This is a genomic window from Verrucosispora sp. TAA-831 (genome assembly GCF_050780145.1).
Taxonomy (GTDB): Bacteria; Actinomycetota; Actinomycetes; order Mycobacteriales; family Micromonosporaceae; genus Micromonospora.
The window spans coordinates 71986-89602 of record NZ_CP192240.1 but is presented as its reverse complement, the minus strand read 5'-3'; the positions used below and the strand labels follow the sequence as shown (position 1 = coordinate 89602).

12 protein-coding genes and 1 tRNA gene are annotated in these 17617 nt (G+C 67.6%); 2 read left to right on the top strand and 11 right to left on the bottom strand.

Features of this window, described 5'->3' with window-relative positions:
* Positions 1–8: 8 nt before the first annotated feature.
* The 3 genes from ACQVFL_RS00445 to ACQVFL_RS00435 form a co-directional block, all read right to left on the bottom strand.
* Positions 9–848, bottom strand: a complete 840-nt coding sequence (locus ACQVFL_RS00445; RefSeq protein ID WP_431728297.1) for an alpha/beta fold hydrolase — start codon at positions 846–848, stop codon at positions 9–11.
* Positions 845–4090 (bottom strand): amino acid adenylation domain-containing protein, encoded by a 3246-nt coding sequence (locus tag ACQVFL_RS00440; RefSeq protein WP_431728296.1) that lies wholly within the window; start codon positions 4088–4090, stop codon positions 845–847. The genes ACQVFL_RS00445 and ACQVFL_RS00440 overlap by 4 nt, the downstream gene beginning before the upstream one ends.
* A gap of 78 nt (positions 4091–4168) precedes the next feature.
* Positions 4169–5290 carry a methyltransferase gene (locus ACQVFL_RS00435; protein ID WP_431728295.1) on the bottom strand — a complete coding sequence of 374 codons (1122 nt, stop codon included), beginning with the start codon at positions 5288–5290 and terminating at the stop codon, positions 4169–4171.
* 837 nt (positions 5291–6127) lie between these two features.
* Here ACQVFL_RS00435 and ACQVFL_RS00430 point away from each other — a divergent pair.
* Positions 6128–7032, top strand: a protein-coding gene (locus ACQVFL_RS00430) for an IS5 family transposase (protein WP_176094349.1) whose coding sequence is annotated in 2 segments (ribosomal slippage) — positions 6128–6689 and positions 6689–7032 — 906 coding nt in all. Because the reading frame shifts where the segments join, the coding sequence is not laid out codon by codon here.
* Positions 7033–7881: 849 nt separating this feature from the next.
* Here the strand turns inward: ACQVFL_RS00430 and ACQVFL_RS00425 are convergent.
* From ACQVFL_RS00425 to ACQVFL_RS00390, 8 genes are all read right to left on the bottom strand, one after another.
* Positions 7882–8598, bottom strand: a complete 717-nt coding sequence (locus ACQVFL_RS00425) for a hypothetical protein (RefSeq protein ID WP_431728294.1) — start codon at positions 8596–8598, stop codon at positions 7882–7884.
* Between the two features lie 437 nt (positions 8599–9035).
* A tRNA-Lys gene (locus ACQVFL_RS00420) sits at positions 9036–9108 on the bottom strand.
* A gap of 252 nt (positions 9109–9360) precedes the next feature.
* The gene (locus tag ACQVFL_RS00415) at positions 9361–10836 is read right to left on the bottom strand and encodes a site-specific integrase (protein ID WP_431729924.1); all 1476 of its coding nucleotides are present in this window, start codon (positions 10834–10836) and stop codon (positions 9361–9363) included.
* Positions 10837–10918: 82 nt separating this feature from the next.
* Positions 10919–11212: a helix-turn-helix transcriptional regulator gene (locus ACQVFL_RS00410; RefSeq protein ID WP_431728293.1), complete on the bottom strand. Its 294-nt coding sequence runs from the start codon at positions 11210–11212 to the stop codon at positions 10919–10921.
* Between the two features lie 974 nt (positions 11213–12186).
* A complete protein-coding gene (locus ACQVFL_RS00405; protein WP_431728292.1) occupies positions 12187–13362 on the bottom strand; it encodes a DNA-methyltransferase in 1176 nt (391 codons plus the stop codon).
* Complete coding sequence (locus ACQVFL_RS00400) at positions 13359–14240, bottom strand: hypothetical protein (RefSeq protein ID WP_431728291.1); 882 nt, start codon at positions 14238–14240, stop codon at positions 13359–13361. Before ACQVFL_RS00400 ends, ACQVFL_RS00405 begins: the two co-directional genes overlap by 4 nt.
* Positions 14209–14793 (bottom strand): DNA cytosine methyltransferase, encoded by a 585-nt coding sequence (locus ACQVFL_RS00395; protein WP_431728290.1) that lies wholly within the window; start codon positions 14791–14793, stop codon positions 14209–14211. Before ACQVFL_RS00395 ends, ACQVFL_RS00400 begins: the two co-directional genes overlap by 32 nt.
* Before the next feature lie 746 nt (positions 14794–15539).
* A complete protein-coding gene (locus ACQVFL_RS00390; protein ID WP_431728289.1) occupies positions 15540–16064 on the bottom strand; it encodes an SMI1/KNR4 family protein in 525 nt (174 codons plus the stop codon).
* Between the two features lie 369 nt (positions 16065–16433).
* On the opposite strand from ACQVFL_RS00390, the gene ACQVFL_RS00385 reads away from it, so the two are divergent.
* On the top strand, positions 16434–17615 hold the full coding sequence (locus tag ACQVFL_RS00385; RefSeq protein WP_396691984.1) for a cytochrome P450: 1182 nt from the start codon (positions 16434–16436) through the stop codon (positions 17613–17615).
* Positions 17616–17617: the final 2 nt, after the last annotated feature.

Sequence of the window (17617 nt, the reverse complement as noted above, 5' to 3'; positions counted from 1 at the left end):
TGCACGTGTCACGTCTGGTCTGACAACGTCAGGTGGTGATCAGATCCCGCAGGCTCCGCCTGGCGCCGCAGTTCCTTTGCGCGTCGTACGAGACCGAAGAACGCCTCTGGATCCGTGATGTGTGCGATGTGCGCCGTACGTGGAAGCTCGACATACACGCCACGCAGGACGAGTTCGGCTAGGCCACGAGTTGTGCGGCGATCGTGTTCCAGCGAGTCCACGCCGGCCGCTGCAACAGTCGGTACACCGAAAGTGAGCGGCTCGAATCCCACGGTGTTGAGTTCAGCGTCGGACATCTCGGCTAGTAGTGCCCGGCCGTCCTCGAGGTCAGCGTCTGGTCGGCCGGTACCCTTCGTGACCTCTCGCCCCAGCACTGCGGCACGCAGTGCCCTGACGGCTTCGGTCGGGTCCTCGGTGCCCGTCTCTCGGACGAGCGCTTCCCAGGGCGCCAGGTCAGGCCACCACGGGAGCCAGCGGATCGGTGGCTCGTAAACCACGAGCGCACCGGCCAGCGCTGGCGACTGCCCGAGAGCATTGAGCGCGACCAGGCCACCGTAGCTGTGACCGACGACGATGTCGGGCTGGTGCCTGGCCAGGATGTCCTGCAGGTCGGCCACATGCCTACCCAGTCCACACGTGGCGTGCCCGGGCTGGCGCGAGTGGCCCCACCCACGACGGTCGTACGCGAGTGAGCGCCACTGGGGAAGGTATCTGCGTGAGCCCCGGCTGAAGCTCGCCGACGAGTCCAGTGTGCCGTGCACGTACAGCACGCTGCCCTCGGTGGCATCGTCCGGGCCCCCGACCTTCACCCGAAGCTGAGGTGTCTCCGGGCCCCGCTCGCCGCTCATGCGGCGACCCGCGTCGAGGGTGGCGCGGCGGAGCGCTGTGGCGGCATCTGTTGGATGACTTCCACAGTCAGAACTTCCGGCGTGCAGTTGTCTAATAGGGACTCGAACTCGATTGAGATCCCGAACCTCTCATTGATCAAGTTGAAGAGCTCAGCGGTGGAGAGTGAGTCCCCGCCGAGTGAGTGGAAGTCGGAATGGCTCTTGACCCGGTGGAGCGGCAGCCGCAGGCACTGGGCGAACAACTGGGCCACGGCCCAGGTCACACGGGCCTGGTTCCACGCCGTGTCCGCGCCGTCGGGTTGCTCCGCTGACTGCCACGTCAGGGTGCCCGGAGCGCTACTGGTGGAGCGAACCTTCAGGCCGCTGGCCTGAGGGATCTGCCAGTCGGCCTTGCCGTTGATCGTGCGCCCGCTGTCTTCGACCTGCTGGAACACGGACGGAATCATCGGAGGATACAACCGCGGCGAAAGAAATCGCCGAAGCCCCTCCTCGTCGAGGGTCCCTTCGGTGACCACGACATTGGCTTTCAACTGCCCGTCTGCCTCATAGACGGTGCAGGCGGCGATCTGTGCGAACTCGGCGATGACGTTCTCCACCTCGTTCAGCTCGATTCGGTGACCTCGGATCTTCACCTGCCGGTCGGCTCGTCCAATGAACTCCAAGGTTCCGTCCGGTCGCCACCGGCAACGATCGCCCGTGCGATAGATGAGCTGGCCAGGCCTGTCAACGAAGTGGTCCGCTCTGAACCGCTCCTCCATTAGGTCAGGGCGATTAAGATAACGACCCAAGCCGATGCCACCGACACACAACTCTCCCTCTACCCCGACGGGCACGGGACGGTCGCCGTCGAGCACGTATACCCGTCTGTTCGTCGCCGGCCGGCCAATGGGCGGCCTATCGTCACTGTCGCCGCACTCATGCCACGCGGTCAGCGCCGCCGCTTCCGCCGGACCGTAGATGTTCAGGAATCGCCGACGCTGGCCACGCCATTTTCGAACGATGGGTGAGGCTAGTCGTTCGCCGGCCGCAGCTGCGATCCTGAGGTCCGGAAGGTCGGTGTACGGCAGGCCCGACCACACCGACGGCGTCATGATGACGGAGGTGATCCTTCGGTGCTTCAGCGTCCTGGCCAACGGTGGGCCCACCTGTAGCTTCGCGCTGTCCGCGAACACGAGGGTCGCTCCTGACAGGAGGGTCAGGGCGATGTCTGAGATGCACCCGTCGAAGTTCGGCGACAGGAACTGCAGCACCCGGTCGGTGGGGCCAAGCCGAAAGATGTCGTTCAGTCCTTCGTACAGGTTCGACACACCCTCGTGGCTGATGGCGATCGCCTTCGGCCGGCCAGTCGATCCGCTCGTGAAGACGACATAGGCGGTGTTTCCTACGTTGACTCCGGTGACCGGCGCCGACTCGTGGTCCGGTGAGGTCGAGACGACTACCGTAGGCGTGCGTAGCGAGAAGGCTTGAAACTCGACGAACGATGCGGCGTCGGTCAACACCAGGGATGCTTTCGACTCGTCCAGCATTCCGGCAAGTCGGTCTCGGGGGCAGGTGACGTCGGCCAGGACGAAGGCGCCACCCGCCTTCGCGACGGCGAGCACGGCACAGACGAAGTCCGTCCCCCGTTCCATCACGATGGCAACGACTGTTTCCGGCTGCACGCCGAAGCTACGCAACTGATAGGCGAGTGTGTTGCTTCTACGGTCCAGCTCGCGATAGGTGAGAGCTTCGGTCTCGGCTTCCACCGCGATGCTGTCCGGCTGCAGCGTCGCCTGTTCAGAGAATTTCACGTGCCAGGGATCGTGGTCGGCTTGACCTCGGACGGTGCCGCTCCAACGCAGGGTGGCTGAGGCCTCCGCAGCTCCGCTCCGCGGTCGGTCCGCAAGACCGTCTGTGCGAGAAGCAGGAGCAGAATCCGCAGGCTGGCCCTCATGCCGGCCGAGTCGGATCGGCGCCGTCGCCAGACAGCGGGTGTTGGGGTGGGGGCCCCAACGCAAGGCCTCAGGATCATCGTCAAAGCTGTAATCAGGATACTTCTCCAGGAACTGGAGAATCGCCATCCCGGCGAGACGCTCGGCATACGGTGCCCCGATGCAGTAGTGGCGACCGAGACCGAAGCCCAAGTGTCGGGCCTCCCTGCGTTGGATGTCGAAAGACAGTGGATCCGTGAACTTCCGTGGATCCACGTTCGCTGCTCCGAGATGGACGAGAACACTCTGTCCGGCCGCGATCTCGTGACCGCCGAGGAGTGTCGTCTCGGTGACGCGCCGTGCGAGGTACTGGCTTGAGCCGTCCAACCTCAATATCTCGTTCACGGCCGAGTCGATGAGATCGGGGACCTCGCGGAGGAGCCGTTGTTGTTCGGGGTATCGGTCGAACAGGCGCAACCCGGTCGATACCAGATGGGTCAACGTCTGGTAGCCGCCACCGGCCAGGACGACACAGTTCGCCGCGACCTCGTACAGGAGCTCATCGACACCAGACTTATCGAGTTCGTGCGGACGCCCTGCTCGGACCAGCGCACTGAGGAGGTCCTCCTGCTCGCCGTCCAGCCGGTCACGGCCGGCCGCCTGCAGGGCTGCCAGTGCGTCGGCGAGCACCGGTATGACTGTCTTGTCGCGTACGTCAGGCAGGGCGGAGACGCTGCCGAGGAGGGTCTCGTAAGCGTCCGCCCACCTGGATATCTCGCTCTCCCGCCCCTCCATCCCCAGCAGGGCGGCGATGAGCGGCGTGGAGAGGTTGGCGGCGAAGTCGGCGATGATGTCCGCGTTTCCGTGTGCTGGTAGACCTGACAGTGCCCGGCGAACGATGTCCTGCATGACGTGGCCCCAGGCGCGGACACGGGGGCCGGAGAAGTGCTCCCGGAGAGCTTCGCGGACCGCGGTATGAGCAGGCGGGTCCTTGAAGAGGAGTTGCTTCTGCAGCATCCCTACGACGTCAGCGGCTTCCCCCAGCCCTCTGCTCTGCAACTCCTCGGAGCCAATTAGTCTGGCGGACGAGAACGTGGCGTGACGGGTGAGCACCTTCACCGACTCTTCGTAGCCAGTGCAGACCCAGACCCGACTGGTTTCGTCGTAGAACACTGGGCCCAGTTCTTGGAGCTGCTGAATGTAGCGGTAAGGGTCCGCGATCACTTCCGTTCGCTGAAGATTGTGGACACCGTGCCTATGCCGGTCATAGACGCGACCGCCTCCTGCTTGTTCCGTCGGATGATGCTGATCGTCGTGCGGCGCGGAACTCATGGACGACCTCCTTCCCCAAGGCACGGTGGAAGCTTCTGCGGTCCGGACCCAATGCCACCTCGGCAGGTCAACCGCCAACTACGACCGCTGGCCCGTGATCATCCCGTGCGGCGTCCAGCCACTGAACTGCTTGCGCCTGATGTTCTTGAAGCCGGCCTCGCGCATACAGTTTTCATGCTGTTCCCACGAATAGATCATGCCGCCTTCCGAGGGCAGGGACGCGAAGTAGACACTGTCGAGAGCGGCCACCGTCGGTCCATCACCTTCGTCGTTCGACATCGAGTTGGTGATGACCAGCTGGCCGCCGTCAGGCAACGCCTGATAGGCCCGACGCATCAAATGCGTGTTCTCCTCAAGCGTCCATATGACCATCTGGTGGGCGAAGAGAATCACGTCGCACTGACTAGGGAACGGATCGTTGAACATGTCGCCCGCGACTACGTCGATCTGGCCACTGAGTCCTTCGTCGGCGATCCGTCGCTTGGTGATTCGCGCCGTCGCCGGAATCTCCATGACCGTGACCTGGAGATGCGGGTTCGCTTTCGCGAGGGCGATGGCGTTGACGGCGTCGCCGCCACCGCAATCGAGCAGGTGCTTCGCCCCACTCAGGTCGAGTTCCCTGGTGAGCTCCCTGTTCGCAAGCTCCGACCAGGACCGCATGTAGGTGTAGAAGACCCGCTCGAGCTCGGGGTTCTCCGACAAGCGGTGGTAGAGGTTGGCACCGGTGCCACGCACTCGGCGCAGGCCCACGTTCCGGTTGCGCCGCAGCGACTCCGTGAAGTCGAGTTGCCCCTCGTAGACGATGTACTGTTCGAAGGCCACGGTGTCCTTCAAGCGCTGCAGATCACCACCCTCCTGCATGTCGGTCAAGACCTGTGCAGTCTCGTACCGGCCGTCGCTCTTCTTGGTAATGCCGAGCGCCGTACAGCCGAGGAGAAGAATGTCGTTGGCCCGCTCGTCGAGGCCAAGACGTTGGCCGATCTCCGGCTTCGTCAGCTTGGGGTCGTCGAGCAGGAGGTCCAACAACCCCAGCTCACACGCGGCATTCAAGTACTGAAATGCCGCGTGTCCGAACAGTACCCGGGCAAGGTCGTCCATGGTCAGGTCGGAGGGTGCCGCTGCGGCGGGGATCGAATCAGTGCTCACGGTGAGATAAACCTCCAGGCTGGGACAGTGGGTCAGATATTTGATCGCGATCATCGCGACGCACCTTAAGCTGCGGCATTCTTGCTTTGGCCACAGACTTTCGCGTGCGGGGGCCATAGCCACCCGGGAGCGGGTTGTGCAGCGTTGAATACGCCTCATTCTTCGCACGGGCGAAGATGTTGAGCGACAAGAAGACGAGCCGGGCGTCCGCTTAGCTGTAGCTGCGCACGGGCTCCACCCCTGGCCTACAGTGGCGAGGGATCGGCGAATGGCCGCAGCCTGCCCAGAAAATTTTATTAAGTGCCGAGACGTTTCATGAATCCCCCGATTTTGTGAACGTCGATGCTATCTGGCTTCAACTAGAGCGAAACATGCATGACGGCTCGTGTCAACATCGACCTCGGTGAGTAACGAAAGCTCGCGCCACCCTCCGACGACAGATCTGCGCGCGGGAAGGTCAGCCCCCACCCCCTCCCGCAGTCCGGCCGAGGGCTGCCAACGCGAGGTCAGCCGATGCGCCACACCCGGCATGGCGCAACCGGAGTCGGGGCACCGCCCGGCACCACCGATGCAGGTCCAAAGTTCTCTGGCAGAACTACTAAGCGTGATGAACTGGACACTAGCGTTCCCACCTCGGCCCGCACCGAACGAGCGAATCACCGCGCCGCCCCTCAGCCACAGTGGGGCGCGACCGAGCTGGATAGAGCAGCCCCTTCGAAGATGATCTTGCAGCTCGGCGCGGGTCCGGTAGGCCCGCTAGGCCCTGTTTCATAGCTGCGGTTGGCCAGTTAGTCCCGGCCAGGGAGATCTCGGCGTGTCGGTGATCGATACGTAGTGAGGTCTCCGGTAGATGGTTCATCGACCAAGACAGACCATCAGCACGGAGACCTCGTGGCCACCATACCGGTGACGAGGCGGTTCGACCTGACTGACGTGCAGTGGGCGGCGCTGGAACCGCTGCTGCCGAGGGGTAAGAAGCCAGGGCGACCGCTGAAGTGGAGTAAACGGCAGCTCATCGATGGGATCCGGTGGCGGGTCCGGGTGGGCTCGCCCTGGCGGGATGTTCCGGAGTGTTACGGGCCCTGGCAGACGGTCTACGGGCTGTTCCGCCGTTGGCAGCGTGCCGGGGTGTGGCAGCGGTTCGTCACCGGGTTGCAGACCCGCGCCGACGCCGCCGGTCTGATCACCTGGGACGTCAGCGTCGACTCGACGATCGCTCGGGCGCATCAGCACGCCGCCGGCGCCCGCACCCGACCCGAGTTGCAGAAGGAACCACCCGGCGGGGTCGAGGACGAGCCGGCTGATCACGCTCTGGGTCGGTCACGAGGTGGCTGGACCACCAAACTGCACCTGGCCTGCGAGCAGGGCCGCAAGCCGCTGTCGATGCTGCTGACCGGCGGGCAGCGCGGTGACAGTCCGCAGTTCACCCGGGTCCTGGCCCGCATCCGGGTCCCCGGCCCGACGGCGGCCGACCCCGCACCCGACCCGACCGGGTCCTCGCGGACAAGGCATACAGCTCCCGCGCCAACCGGGAGCACCTACGCCGACGTGGCATCCCAGCCACGATCCCGATCAAGATCGATCAGGCCGCAAGCCGGCGCAGAAAGGGGTCCAAGGGCGGCCGACCGCCGACCTTCGACGCCCACATCTACCAGCAACGTCACGCCGTGGAGTGCGGCATCAACCAGCTCAAACGCCATCGAGCCATGGCCACCAGGTTCGACAAGCTCGCCGTGCGCTACCAGGCCACGGTCCACGTCGCCGCGATCAACGAGTGGCTCCGACCCGAGCTATGAAACACGGCCTAGACGCGTTGCGCCGCGGTGACTCCTGCGAGCTGTACGGCCTCGCCACTGCGCCCGTTCCCAGCTGCTACCCGGCCGGCTCACGGCTGGCGGTACCGCTTCTACTCCCATTAGGTGACGGCGCAGCTCGCGCGGACGCTGGCGATGCTGATGCAGGCGGGCGTCAGCGTCGCCCAGCTGGTCGAGGCGACGGGGGTCACCGAGCAGCGAGTGAGGGACATACGGCGCCAGCACCACGGGCCAGTGCCCCCCGCATCGGCGAGTGGCCTCCGCAACGATAGATAGAGCTCCCGACCGCTCGCCGGCAACCGTGCCCGGCCTGTTGACGACCTGCGTCGGCATCGGGTGGCTGGTGCAGCAGACCCAACAACCCGGATCCGAGCCGCCAGACGCTGTGGCTTCACATAAGACAGCAGCACGTCGCCGACCGTCGCAGGCCGTAGAGCTACGCCACGATGTCGCGCCGCACGCTGGACTCATCCGCGAACGCATGGCTGGCTACAGGGCTTTTTACTGCGCATATGGGCGTCTCACCAGGAGCGAGGTGCGGGCGTTTGCCACCGCGTGCCCGGTCTAGCGCATCACGTCGGCCAGGACATCCCGCGACAGCGGTCGCCCGTTGCCGCCAAGCGCCGCGAGGGCTGACCGCCTCGGTGACAACTATCCTCGGCGGTGTCGTCGGCGTCCGCCACCGCTTCTCTTGCCCATTTCACCTGGCTCGGCAGGATGCCATGGTGGCGTTGACACCATGACCTTCGGGCGATCTTGACCAGGTCGGCGCAGCTCAGGCGCGACCAGGCCCCTCTGCACACCGACTGCTGGAGCACCCCGGGCACACCGTCAGATACGACCGCCGAGCGCCGCTGCCTCTCTCTCCCACTGGCGAACCATGTCGGCCCGAAGGCGCTGGCTCCGTCGGAAGTTGTGCCCCGCGCGCAGCTTGGTGGTCACCTCATACATCAGGGACGCCTCGCCGCCGTCCGCGCCGACGTGCAGGGCGAACTCGTACACCGCGATTGGGTCCAACCCGTAGCCGCTGGCCTTGAGGCGGCAGAAGGCATCGACCACAGTTGGCTTGTCCCGTGAAGAACTCAAGCCATTGAGCATCGGAATGAGCGACCTTACTGCGGCAGCAACGACCGGCGAAACGATGTCCGCCTTGGGCTCCAGCCTGACACCGGTGGCGAGGTCGATGGCGCGTTGGGCGCGAAGCCACGGCGCCTGGAGTACCCCGACACCCTCGATGACGCAGATCGCCTCTGCACTGCCCAGATGCTGCAACTGGGCGAGGTGCGCAAGACTGGGCCAGGCGACGAGCAGTGGTCCACGGTGGCCAGCACCAGTCCGCTGCCCGAGTTTCCCGACCACGGCACGCGGAAACTGCTCGGCAAGCATGCTATCGCCGTAGTCCCTGATCTGGCCGACCAGAATCAGGGGTGAACCCGGCTGCGAAGCCAGCCAGTCAGCCGCCAGGACTTCCTGCACATCCACTGTCGTACTCTCGTCGCGCAACGCTGCATATAGCGGACAGCGGACGTGCGCGGGTTTCAAGGCCATGTCGGCCAGCGTAGGGCGCAGCTCCGACAGTCCGGCGGGCTATGGAGTTGATGACTCGACACGGGAAGCTGTTGACGGACACCCCTGATGGTCAGAGCTGTGGGCGGGGCTGGCGTGAGGCCGCTGGGTGGCCGAAGGACTGCCCCGGAGGTCGGTCCGCTGGCGAGGGGGTCCATTCCCCGCGCCACTTCTTCGCCACTGCGCTCATGAGCAACGGTGTCTAGCCCCAGGAGGCGCTGAGGCACGCCAACCTGCGGATCACGTTGGAGACCTACGTGCACTGGCTGCCGAAGAAGGACCGCCCGCGCGGCCTGGTCGGCAACCTCCTGCGGCGGGCAGGCGGCATGTCATCCGAACTTCGCGTCAGCCAAGATCATTACTGAGTTGTGCCCGATGGCCTTCGGTCGAGGTCTTCGCAGCTCAAATGTACGGTTGAGTGGGCCGCCAGGGACTCGAACCCTGAACCTACTGATTAAAAGTCAGCAGCTCTGCCCATTGAGCTAGCGGCCCGCCAGGCCATAAGGCTACCCGATACTGCGGCCAGGAGGCGGGTCGCTCCCAGCGGTCGGCTGCCGTGGCTCAACCTTGCCTAGATTCGACGAGTGGGCGACCCGATGCCGCCGGCCTCGGAGCCGCACAGCCGCTCGGTGCAGCGGGCTCTCACCCAATGCCGTGACGTGGTGATAATCGAGGACCTCCGGAACCAAAATGTGCTGGGAGGCATGTTGGATGCCAGGTGGTTCCGTCGGCGGATTCTGTGGATCATGCGTCCCGTGGGCGTCGGCGGCGGGGAACCAGGGCGGCGGCGGCCTCCGCTTTGTCGCGCTCGACTTGTAGTTCGACGATGACGGAGGTGTAGGTGTTGCTGGTGATGGTGATGGTGGAGTGACCGAGTAGTTCCTTGACGTCGGTGAGGTCGGCGCCGGAGGCTTTCAGGTACGTCGCGGCGCAGTGCCGCAGGTCGTGTAGCCGGACCGGGGGCAGCCCGGCGCGGCGGACGAGGCTGTCGAAGCGCTTGCTGACGGTGTCCGGGTGCCACTTTTCGCCGTTGGGTTGGACGAAGAACCATCCGGTGGTTGGCCAGGTGCTGCCGTTGACCTGCTGCCAGTGGGCGCGGCGGGTGAGGTAGGCGCGCCATGCGGCGGCGGTGAAGCTGTCCAGGGCGAAGGTGCGGTTGCCGGACTCGGATTTGACCTTCTTGTCGACGGCGTCGTACCCGACGGTGGTGCGCTGTAGATCGACCGTCACCAGGGCGTTGTGCAGGTCGACGGTGGTGTCGCGTAGGCCGAGTGCCTCGCCGCGGCGCATTCCGCGGTGCATGATTCCGACGAAGACCGGATAGAGGGCGATGTCGTGATCCTGGGCGTAGTCGAGGAATGCCCCGGCCTGTTGCGGGGTCCATACCATGACCGGGCTGGGCCTTTTCCCGGTTTCACGCCACCGTGCGACGGCTTTGTCGGTCCAGACGCGGGGCTTGGGCTGCTTCGCCGATGGCAGCTCGACGTGCTTGGCCGGGTTGAAGTCGATCAGCCGGTTGTTGGACCGTGCCATCGCATCGTTGAGTGCCTTGCGCAGAGTGGAGCGGATGCGCTGCATGGATGCTGGGCCGGTGGTCCGGATGCCGCGGACGGTGGCGCGGATCTGCGGGTCCTCGCTTTGCCGAGCGACCTCGATGGCGGTGTTGCGGTCGGTGATCGCGGTGAACATCGCCGCGATGTGCTCCACGAGCAGCTTCACCAGCGGGATGGCGCCGAGGTGTGGGATGAGGTGTACACGGATGTGGCAGCCGTAGTTGCGTATAGTGCTCGGCTCGATGGTGCGTCGGGACTCCAGCCACTGCCGTAGGTATTCGCCGACGGTCATGTCGACGCTGGCGGGAAGGCCCGCGCTGACCCGTTTGGCGATGGTGTCGCGGTCGGGCATCGGAGCGCCTGCCTTGACTTGCTGGAGCAGGTCGGCGATCTCGGTCGCGAGGGCGGTGTCGTCGCCGGCGAGCGCCAGCAGCGTGAGGGCTTGGTCGCGGTCCTTGGCGGCGTCGTCCTTGCTGTCGAAGGTGTAGCGACGCAGCGACCGGCGGGAGCCGTCGACCTTTCTCGGCAGTTCGAGTTGGTATCCCCACTTGCCGTGGTGGGCGTTCCATGCCCCGCCGGCGCGGCGGAGCTGAGGGCACCTTTTGCCGAGCTTCTTACCGTCCTGGTCGCGGCAGGTGCAGATTTTGAGGATGGATCCTTGCGCCATGGTGCTGTTGCTCCTCGGGTTGCCGGGCAGCCGGTGGCTGTGGATTTCGTCCGGGTGATCGACGCGTGCCTTCGGCGATAGATCAAGTCGCAGACGGTGGCGGATGCTCGTCGCCGACGGGCATGTGGAGGGCGGCAAGGATCGCCGCGACCGGTACCCGGTAGCGACTACCGAACCGCAGCACGGCGATCGGGAACTGACCGTGTTTGGCGAGTTCGTAGGCGGTGGCGCGCGACAGGCCGAAAATCTGGGCCACGGTGGCGATGTCGGTCCACGGGCCAAGTGCGCGGATCCGATCGACAGTCCAAGCGGTGTCATCGGGGGGCTCGCCTTCGAGGTTGGAGTGGTCGGCGGCGTGGTGGTCGGGCATGGTCATGGCAAGACGGTCCTTCCGAGGACGCGAGGTGAGAGGGGCTGTGGGAAGCGCGGGCGACGGCGTGGGGCGGCGCGCTGCCGCCCAGCCGCCGCGTAAACCCGCGTGGGATCAGGGCCCGTCTGCCGGCGGTTGGATGCTGCCGGTCCGGGGCGTGTCGCGGATGCCGCCGCCGACCCGTGTGGACGGGTGTCGGCCCCGGCGGCATTCGGCTGTGGCGTGCACTTGCCCTGCGGCAAGAGGTGAGGGTTCATGGGCGCGCGCCGGAAGCGGTTCGGCGCCGACCGCGCGGCGTTCGCCGCTTGTCAATCGATGTAAAAAGGGGGATCCTGTGACCGATTCGGCACCACAGCCACGTTCCGACGCGCAGGACACAGGGCCTGGTTCGGATCCAGGAACGGGCACGGTCGGGATCGACCCGGAGGACCCCAAGGTCGTGCCGGCCGCCTTGATAGACCTGGTCCTATCCGCCCGAGCGACCTACCGTGCCATGCAGGCCAACGGCTGCTATCCGGCGATCATGGCGGTAGGGCGGTGGAGGACAGCGTTGCGACGCTCGCGCGCGTAAGCGATGACCTGAGGCTGTACGTGGGTGACCACTCAGACCACGGTGGCACGGCCGTCGCCCGGGCAAGTGATCTTCTCCGCCAGGCCCGCAGCGCACTGAGCGACGCTCAGCACCATCTCGCGCTCGACGACACGGTCCAGCCCGATCCGAAGCGCGGGAGGTGACGGCAATGACCGGGTGACAGCTATCCACCGGTGCAGGGCCGAGAACCGGCATCGGCGGTGTGCACACCGCCGATGCCGATGTCTCCCATCCAGCAGCGGCGTCCCGAGCGGTACGTGTCGCGGCTGTGGAACGAGCATGGCCTGAGACCCCGTCGCCTGACCGACAGGGCCGCCGACGTTGCCGGGCTGTATCTGAAGCCGCTGGCTGGCATCGTGGTGCTAGCGGCACGGTTCGTCGGCGGGGTTCACCCGCCGTCCTCGCGCGATGTGTCGTCGGGCAGGTGCGGGGTGAGTCGGTCCAGCGCCTCGTCGTGGAACGCGGGGCTGATGTCGACGCCCAGGTACCGGCGGCCGAGGTGCAGTGCGGCGAGACCGGTCGTGCCGGCGCCGGAGAACGGGTCCAGGACCACACCGCCGGGCGGGCAGCCGGCCGCGATCGCCCGTAGCGGTAGGTCGATCGGGAACGGCGCCACATGCGATCCGCGGTAGGGGCGGGTCGCGATCCGCCACACGTCGCCCGGGTTGCGTCCTTTCGGATGGGCGGCGGTGTGGGCGTGGCCGAGTGGAACGAGGTTTCCCCGCCCGGCTCGAGGCTCGACCCGGCTCTCCTCCGCGTCGTACTTGGCGGTGCCGTAGGCGGTGGTGCCGCGGCGGCGTGCGGTCGCCCCGATCCCGCCGGTGCGGCCCTTGCGGGACCCGCCGATGATCCGGGTCCCGTCAGCGGCCTGCGGTCTGGCCAGCGGGATCCGGATCGGGTCGAGGTCGAAGTAGTAGGAGTGGGATCTGGTGAGCAGGAACAGCAGTTCGTAGCTGGCGGACAGGCGGTCGCGGACGGACTCGGGCATCGGGTTGCTCTTGGCCCAGATGACCGCGTTGCGCAGCCACCACCCGCGCGATTGCAGGGCGAAAGCGACCCGCCAGGGCACCCCGACCAGGTTCTTCGGAGCAAGAGCGTCCTGGACGCGGGGCCTTGACGGTCGACGCCCGCCGGGTTGCGGCCGGCCCCCCTTGGGAGCACCGCGCGCGGCGCTGCTGTAGCAGTCGCCGAGGTTGACCCAACAGGTCCCTGTCGGCGCGAGGACTCGTGTGATCTGCTCGAAGACCGCGACGAGGTTGTCAAGGTAGTCGTCCAGGGTGGCTTCGAGTCCGTACTGCGGGTCGACCCACCGGGCGCGGCAGGCCGGGCAGGTGATGCCGTCGGTACGGCGGGTCCGGCCGAGCGGGTGCGGGCAGGCCGGGTCACCGCCGCTCCAGGCGCCGGTGCCGTAGTCGCGCAACCCCCAGAACGGCGGGCTGGTGACGACGCAGTCGACGCTGGCGTCGGGCATCGCGGCGAGCGCCTGGCGGGCGTCTCCGAGATACAGCGCGACCGGGCCGACCCGCCGATACCGGTAGTCGCCCAGGGTCCTGGGATCGGTCATGCCGGCACCGCCCAGCGGTGTGGGCACAGCAGCAGCCGCAACGCGACGGCTGCCTGTTGGGGGACTACGCCGTTACCGAGGACCCGCAGCGCGGCGGTGCGCGGCACCGCGAGCGTCGGGTCGGTTACCCAGTGCGTGTCGAGGCCCATCAGCCATTCCACGAACGGCGGCGCGAGGACCGGTTTGCCGTGCCGTCCCGGTTGGGTCGGCGCCGGCGCCGGACGGCCGAGCAGCAGCTCCCACCGGGCCACCGCCGCGGCGTACACACCCCACCGGTCGGCGTCGGGCCGGCCCAGCCCGGCCACGGTGGTGCGCAGGTCCGCTCCACCGTCACCGTGCCTGCCGGGCCCGTGCGCGTCGGAGGCACGCGGCGTGGGCAGCGTCCGCACCGGAACCCGCACAACCGCCGAGGGCAGGGTGAGGTCACCGTGCGACCCCCGCTGTCCTGGGCAGCCTTTGACGCCGTCGGTCGCCTTGGGGGTGGGCAGCAGCACCTGCGACAACGGAGGCCGCCACCCGGTGCCGGCCCGCCGGCCGGGCGTGCCGGTGTCGCTGGCCCTCGGCGTCGGCAGCAGCCGGGCCGCCCCGGTCAGCGTCCGCCCCGCATGTGCGGTGGGTGTGGTGCGGCCGGCGGTGGTGTTCGCCGAGGAGCGACTGTCGGCCACGGTCGGTGTCGGCAGTAGCTGCGTGGCGATGCCGGCCAGGCTGGGCCGGCGGGCCGCTCCGGCCGACGGGGACATGTTCGACCCATAGGCCACTGCGGTCGGGGTGGGCAGGAGGCCGTGGCGGGTGCCGGTCGGCTCGATCAGGTCCGGCAGGCCGTAGGGGTGGCCGGGGCCCTTGCCGTCACGGGCGCAGGGTGTCGGCAACGTCGGCACCTCCTCCCTCCGGTGGGGTGGGGGTGGCCAGCAGGAACAGCCGGTCTCGGCGGTGGGCCGCGCCGATGTCGGATGCGCGTAGGCATAGCCAGCTCGTGTCGTACCCGATCTCGGCCAGGTCGGCATGGACGACGTCGAGCCCTCGTCTGAGGAGGGCGGCGACGTTCTCCACGAAGAGCAGTCGGGGTCGAAGTACGCGAACGGCGGTGGCGACGTGTTTCCAGACGCTGGAGTGCTCGCCTGCGATGCCGACCCGCTTGCCGGCGTTGGAGATGTCTTGGCACGGGAACCCGGCGGTGAGGATGTCGACCGCCTCGACCCGGGGCCAGTCGACGGTGCGGATGTCTCCGAGGTTGGGGATGCCGGGCCAGTGGTGGGCGAGGACGGTGCTGGCGTGCCGGTCGGTCTCGGCGTACCAGGCGAGCTGGCCGCCGAGCACCAGCTCGACGGCCAAGTCGAGACCGCCGTATCCGCTGCAGAGGGATCCGATTCGCCAAGCGGTGGTGTGCCCAATGCTCACGCCACGCGCCGACAACACCGTCGCGGTCGGCATCGGCCACTCCCTGGGGGAGGCGCTGCTGCGCCTGGCCCCGCCGGCCGACGTCGAGGTGGTCGACGAGTCGCCGAGATCGCCTTTACTCAGCTTGATCAGCCGGGCACGGTCCTCTATGGGCGGCGGACCCGGTACATGGGTCTCGACAATGTCGAGCAGCACCGTCGGAGAACGCACGTGCTGATGCGCGGCGGGCCAGGTAACGGGCCGGCGGTGCACCGAAGCGGGAAGAGCGCGGTGCGGCGCCAATGCCTACATCCGATCACCCCGAGCGCGACCACCGGCGCGGCAGCGACCGCGGGCCTACCGGCATTCCGGGGATTGCAGCGAGGCGTAGGGGCGGGGCGGCGAGGACCGCTGCGAGTGAGCCGCCGTTGCCAGCCGCTCCGCCGAACGGGTCAGCCGGGCGTCGGCTGACGGCCCGTGGGTGCTCCGTGGGTGCTCGGATGCCAGCGGCCCCAGGTGGACTTTCTCCTTAGATGCTGGATTCCTGCCACGAGCGACTGCCGACCCGGCAACTACGGTGAGTAACGACCGCGCTGACCTGCTGATACTGAAGCGCCTCTGCCCGGATTTGCGGACGAGATTCCGGACGGAAGCGCCTTGCGGGCAGCAGTCAGGGGCAAAACCGTCCGCAGTGGATTAAAAGTCCTCAGCTCTGCCATTGAGCTAACGGCCCTCGGGCCATCAGGCTACCCGATCACCCGCCTCCGGGTTGAGGTCCGCCCGTGGCCGCAGGAGCGACGCTATCGGCACAGGGCGTCGATCTGCGTGTCGAAGTCGGGGAACTCCGCGCGTGCCGCCGCGATCACCTCGCCCGCCGACCGCCGACGATCCGATGCGAACCGCTGCGCGATCTCGGTGAGACGCGAGTCCGGCTGCGGCTCGTGCTCGTGCTCCGGGTACTGCGCCGCCTCCCAGGGACCGAAGCCGTCCGCCAGCAGCCACAGGTAGCTTCCCAGGTTCTGCGCCACCACGCCCGTCTCGCCCTCCGAGCCGAGGAACACCACCGGTTGCCGCTCGATCGGCTCGTCGGCGCGTACCAGCCAGAATGCGGCGAGGCCGCCGGTGCCGTCCTGCCCGAAGACGCGGAACCCGGCCCCGTCCAGCTCGGCGTTGCCGGTCCAGGACCGCCACCAGTCGGTGGTCTCGTCCGGGTCCAGGAACTCCGTGTACGGCTCGAAGTCGACACCGGCTCCATCGCGGTAGTCGAAGTCCCCCGCATGTGCTTCGGCCAACGGGGCGGGCAGTCCACGACGGTCGTCTTCCACGCCAGCACCCTAACCACGACGACCGACATCCATTCGGCCCGCCGTCTGGGGCTCGACGCTGTGGAGCGGCTCGGCCGACTCCGGCGTGGTGACCACCACCCCGCTACCCCACCCGCACCGTCCTGGAGAGTTCACCACCACCGGCACCGGATGCGCGGCCACCCGGCCACCGGCGGTGGGGCGCGGGGTGCGGACGGTCAAGGCGCCGGACCGGCCCACCCTGACCGAACGGCCCATACCCGGTCGGGCATACCCGAGCGGGCGCGCTTTCCGCCGCCCGGCGGTCGCTTATCGAAACCCTCTCACCTCAGCAGACTCGTCTCTCGACGGGACAAGCGGGGGAGAGGGGCGGTACCGGTGAGCAGAGCCGTGGCCACGCAAGACGTCGCGCAGCTTCCTGAGCTGCCGCTACAGCGTCAGTGTCCGTACCAGCCGCCGGCGGAGTATCGGGAACTGCGGGATCGCGGGACGGTCAGCCGGGCGCGGCTGTACGACGGCCGACCGGTCTGGGTGGTCACCGGGTATGCGGCGACCCGGACGATCCTGGCCAGCCCGGACACCAGTGTGGACGTACGGCAGCCGACCATGCCGCTGCCGGTGCCCGGCATGGCGGGGCTGCGGCAGAGCGGTTCGGCGACCATCGAGGCGTTGCTGCGGACCGATCCGCCGGAGCACTCGCGGCAGCGACGGGCGGTGCTGCCCAGCCTGACCTTCAAGCGGATCAGCGCCTGGGAGCCGGAGATCGTCCGGTACACCGACGCCTACCTGGACCGGATGCTGGCCGACTCGCCACCGGTGGATCTGCTCGACGTGTTCGCCAAGCCGCTCGTCGCGGAGGTCCTGGGCCGGCTGCTCGGGGTGCCGGGGGCGGACGTCGAGCACTTCCAGACGCTGACCTACAAGCGGTTCAACCCGGTCCGGTCGATGACCGGCTACCTGACGCACCTGCTCACCGACGGTCGGGACGACCTGCGGGACGGCCAGTTGCGTGATCTGGTCGAGCGGATCGACGGGGGTGAGCTGACCGTCGAGGAGGCGGCCGGGTTGGGCATCGCCATCGTGCTGGCCGGGCAGGACATCACCGTCAACACGCTGGGCATGAGCGTGCTCGCGCTGCTCGCCGAGCGTACCCAACTCGACCTGCTCCGGGCCGAGCCGCAGCGCTGGCCGGACGCGGTCGAGGAGTTGCTGCGGTACCTGTCGCTCACCGGCGCCACGGTCCGCGTCGCCACCGCCGACCTGGAGGTGGACGGCGAGCTGATCCGGGCCGGTGAGGGCATCGTGCTGCTGCTTCCCGGGGCCAACCGGGACGCGGAGCGGTTCGCCCACCCCGATGTGCTGGACGTGCGGCGGGCCGCGCGCGGTCATCTGACCTTCGGCTTCGGCATCCACCAGTGCGTCGGCCAGCACCTCGGGCGGTTGGAGCTGCTGATCGCGTTGCGGGCCCTGTTCACCCGGATCCCCGGGCTGCACCTGGCCGTACCGGTCGAGCAGATCCCGGTCAGGCAGGGCGTGGTGTTCGGGCTCGGCCGGCTGCCGGTGCGGTGGTGACC